General features: G+C 65.7%; 5 protein-coding genes. All 5 read right to left on the reverse strand.

Annotated elements, in window-relative coordinates:
• Window positions 1-431, reverse strand: a 431-nt coding sequence (locus IC50_RS32120) for a GntR family transcriptional regulator (protein ID WP_157461142.1), incomplete at its 3' end; no start/stop codon positions are given.
• Between the two features lie 23 nt (window positions 432-454).
• Window positions 455-1195, reverse strand: a complete 741-nt coding sequence (locus tag IC50_RS32125) for an SDR family oxidoreductase (protein ID WP_035714842.1) — start codon at window positions 1193-1195, stop codon at window positions 455-457.
• 24 nt (window positions 1196-1219) lie between these two features.
• Window positions 1220-1999, reverse strand: a complete 780-nt coding sequence (locus IC50_RS32130) for an SDR family oxidoreductase (protein ID WP_244429690.1) — start codon at window positions 1997-1999, stop codon at window positions 1220-1222.
• 5 nt (window positions 2000-2004) lie between these two features.
• Window positions 2005-2385 carry a carboxymuconolactone decarboxylase family protein gene (locus tag IC50_RS32135; protein ID WP_035714845.1) on the reverse strand — a complete coding sequence of 127 codons (381 nt, stop codon included), beginning with the start codon at window positions 2383-2385 and terminating at the stop codon, window positions 2005-2007.
• 28 nt (window positions 2386-2413) lie between these two features.
• On the reverse strand, window positions 2414-3431 hold a 1018-nt coding region (locus tag IC50_RS32140; RefSeq protein ID WP_035714849.1), incomplete at its 5' end, for an ABC transporter substrate-binding protein.

The raw sequence follows: 3431 nt of genomic DNA on the forward strand, positions 1-3431 counted from the left end.
TCGGTCTTGGCTTCCAGGCATCCGACGAGATCCTGCTTGGCCGCGGCAGCCTTCAGCCGCGTCAGGGCTTCCCCGATCCGGCGAGCCACTTCCGGATCGTGAAGCCTGGCACATTCGCGGCCGGCAAAGCCTTCGAGCACCGCGCGCGCCGCGTAGAGCTGCCGGGCCTCTTCGAGGCTGATCGTGGAAACCACCGGGCCGCGGTGCGGGACCGTATTGACCAATCCGTCGGCCTCGAGGGCACGCAGCGCTTCCCGGATCGAGGGGCGGCTGACGCCCATCATCTCGCAGAGCTCGCGCTCGACCAGACGCTGTCCCGGTTTCAGCGTGCCGGACATGATCGCCTCGCGCAGCTTTTGCGCCACCATCGCCCGGACGGTCGGTACGTCATCGATGCGGAGTGTCGACTGCAATTCGCGGCGTCTTTCCATGTCCGGGCCTTGGTTGGAATGATTCAATACCGGTTTACAGGCAGAATCATCATTTCGGCAATTTGAACGTGGGCGGGCTGGTCAAGGGCAAAGACGATCGAACGGGCGATATCGGCCGGCTCGAGCGCCATCCTGAACTGGTCGAAATAGTCCCTCTCTTTCTGCTTGTCGCCGCGGTAGCGGGTCAGGATGATGTTGGTCCTGGTCAGGCCGGGCTGGAGCTCGGTCACCCGGATCGCGGTGTCCGCCAGCTCGCCCCGAAGGGTCTCGGTGAACATGTGCACACCCGCCTTGCTGGTGCTGTAGGCGGCCATATCCGGGACAATGCGGACTGCGTTGATGGAGCTGATGTTGACGACATGACCGGCGTTGCGTCGGACCATGTCGGGGAGCAGCGCGCGCGTCACGCGCATCAGGCCGATCAGATTGGTCTGGATGATGTTCGACCAGTCGTCCGCGGAGCCGACGTCGAATCGCGTCCGTCCGCCGATGTCATGGCCGGCATTGTTGATGAGAACGTCGACCGGTTTGAAATGCGCCGGGATGGCCTCCGGCAGGCGATCCACGGCCTGCGCATCGCTGACGTCGAGCTGGATCGGAAATACGGCGCTGCCGGCGGTGGCCGCCAGCTCCTGCAGCGCCTTGGCGTCGCGGTCGACCAGCACGACGCGGCGGCCGCTTTCGAGCAGCGCCTTGGTGATGGCGCGGCCCATGCCACCGGCGGCACCAGTCAGGACGACGGTCTGGCCCGATTGTTCAGTCATCGCAACACTCCCATTCCAATGGACTCATGCGGCGGACCAGCCGCCGTCGATCGGCAGGCTGGCTCCGGTGATGTCGTTTGCGGCAGGACCACAGAGGAAGACGACCATGGCCGCCACGGCGCCCATTTCGACGAAGCGCTGCGTCGGCTGGCGCTCGCCGAGATAGTCGCGGGTGACGTCGGCGACCGTGCGACCGCCATTCGAAGCCATCGTCGCGATCTTGTTGAGGATGGCGGGCGTCGGCAGCGTGCCCGGGCAGAGGGTGTTGCAGGTGATGCCGCTGCGGGCCGTCTCGATCGCCACGGCGCGGGTCATCCCTGCGATCGCCGTCTTCGTGGTGACGTAGTCGATGCGGTCCTCGGTCGCGCGGCTCGAATAGATCGAGCCCATGTTGATGATGCGGCCCCAGCCGCGCTGCTTCATCGCCGGCAGCGCCAGCCGGATCAGATGGAACGGCGCCGACAAGTTGACGGCCAGCGCCTGCTCCCAGCGCTCGGGCGGAAACCGCTCGATGGCCGCAAAATGCCTGACGACGGCGTTGTTGACGAGGATATCGACGGCGCCGCAGCGGTCGAGCAGATCGGCCATCATGGCCTCGATCGTCTCGCGCCGGGCGAGATCGACGCCGGCCGCGATCACCTCGATGCCGAAGCGGGCGCGGAGATCATCCGCGGCCTGTTTCCGCGCATTGATATCGTGAAGGACGATATTGGCGCCGGCGCCGGCGAGGCCTTCCGCCACGGCGAAGCCGAGGCCCGTCGTTGCGCCGGTCACGAGTGCCCATTTGCCCTTCATCGCAGCCATGCCCGCTACTTCTTGTCGAGCTCGGCAAAGACTTCCTTCGCGTTCCGGAACGCGTCCACGCCGGCCGGCACGCCGCAATAGATCGCGACCTGCATGAAGACCTCGCGGATCTCCTCGCGGGTCGCGCCGTTGGCGAGCGCGCCGCGGACATGGGTCTTGAGCTCATGCGGGCGGTTGAGCGCGCAGAGCATTGCCAGGTTGAGGAAGCTGCGCGTCTTTCGCGTCAGTCCCTCGCGCCCCCAGACGTAACCCCAGCAATACTCGGTGGTGAGGTCCTGCATCGGGCGGTTGAACGCGTCCGCGGATGCGATCGCCTTGTCGACGAACTCGTTGCCGAGCACGGCTTTGCGGATTTCGAGACCGCGGTCGTAGGTCGCCTTGTCCATTCTGTTCTCCTTTCTTGTTCGGGCGTTGTCAGCTCTTCGGCCAGAACGGTTTTGCCAGCGCCAGTTCGGGCGGGAACACCGTCACCGGCACGCCGGATTGCCACTGCACGATGGTCATGCCGGCGCCGACGCGGCGTCCTTTCCCGTCGAACTTGATCTCGCCCAGCGGGTAGTATTTCGAGGGGCCCGCATCCATGGTGCGCAGCGCTTCGGCGACGGCGACGCGGTCGGCCTTGCCGGCCTTCTCCAGCGCGTCCTTGATCACCCACATGTCGCCATAGGTGGAGATCGCGTTCTGCGTCATCCACGGCTCCTTGTAGCGGGTCTTCAATTCGGCGATCAGCGCTTCGTGGCCCTTGGCGCCCCAGCTGGCGACGCAGGTCAAGACGCCCTGGAGCAGTTCGGGGCTCACGGTCTGCAGCATGTCGGGTTCGGCAATCGCGATGCCGAACGAGATCGTCGGAACCTTGCCCTGGCCGAGGCCGAACTCGTTCATCTTCTCCAGCAGCAGCTTGGCGTCCGAGATCACCGTCGGCAGGAAGAAGAGCAGGTCGGGCTTGGCCGAGCGGATCTTCTGCACCAGCGACGTCGCATCTGCGAGCGGCGGCGTGAACGTCTCGTCGACGATCAGCTGCAGCTGGTTCTCCGCCAGCAGGCCCTCGCGCATCGACTTTGCGGAGGCGATTGACGCCGCGGTATTGTCGGTGAGGATCGCGACCGTCTTCGGCCGCTTGCCGGACGCCGCCTCCGCCAGCTTGATGATCTGCGGCAACGCCTGTCGTGCCTGGGAGCCCGCCGTGGCAGACGTCTGGAACACGTATTTGAAGCCGCGATCCGTGATCAGGTCGGAGTAGGAGAGGGTGAGGACGGGCAGGTTGGCGCGTTCGGTGACCTCGGTGACCGCGAGCGTGAACGACGACAGATAGGCGCCGCTTGCCGCGACGAGGTCGCTCTCCTGGGCCACCATGCGCTGGGCGGCGTTCTTGGCCTTCTCCGTGGTGTCGCCGGAATCGAGCACGACGAGCTTCAGCTTGGCGCCGCCGAGC

This window comes from Bradyrhizobium genomosp. I (2014) (assembly GCF_000261685.1).
Taxonomy (GTDB): Bacteria; Pseudomonadota; Alphaproteobacteria; order Rhizobiales; family Xanthobacteraceae; genus Bradyrhizobium.

Bases quoted from the DNA above. Each gene is read 5' to 3' on its own strand.
- IC50_RS32130 (WP_244429690.1), bottom strand. From the start codon at position 1,999: ATGGCTGCGATGAAGGGCAAATGGGCACTCGTGACCGGCGCAACGACG.
- IC50_RS32125 (WP_035714842.1), bottom strand. From the start codon at position 1,195: ATGACTGAACAATCGGGCCAGACCGTCGTCCTGACTGGTGCCGCCGGT.
- IC50_RS32135 (WP_035714845.1), bottom strand. From the start codon at position 2,385: ATGGACAAGGCGACCTACGACCGCGGTCTCGAAATCCGCAAAGCCGTG.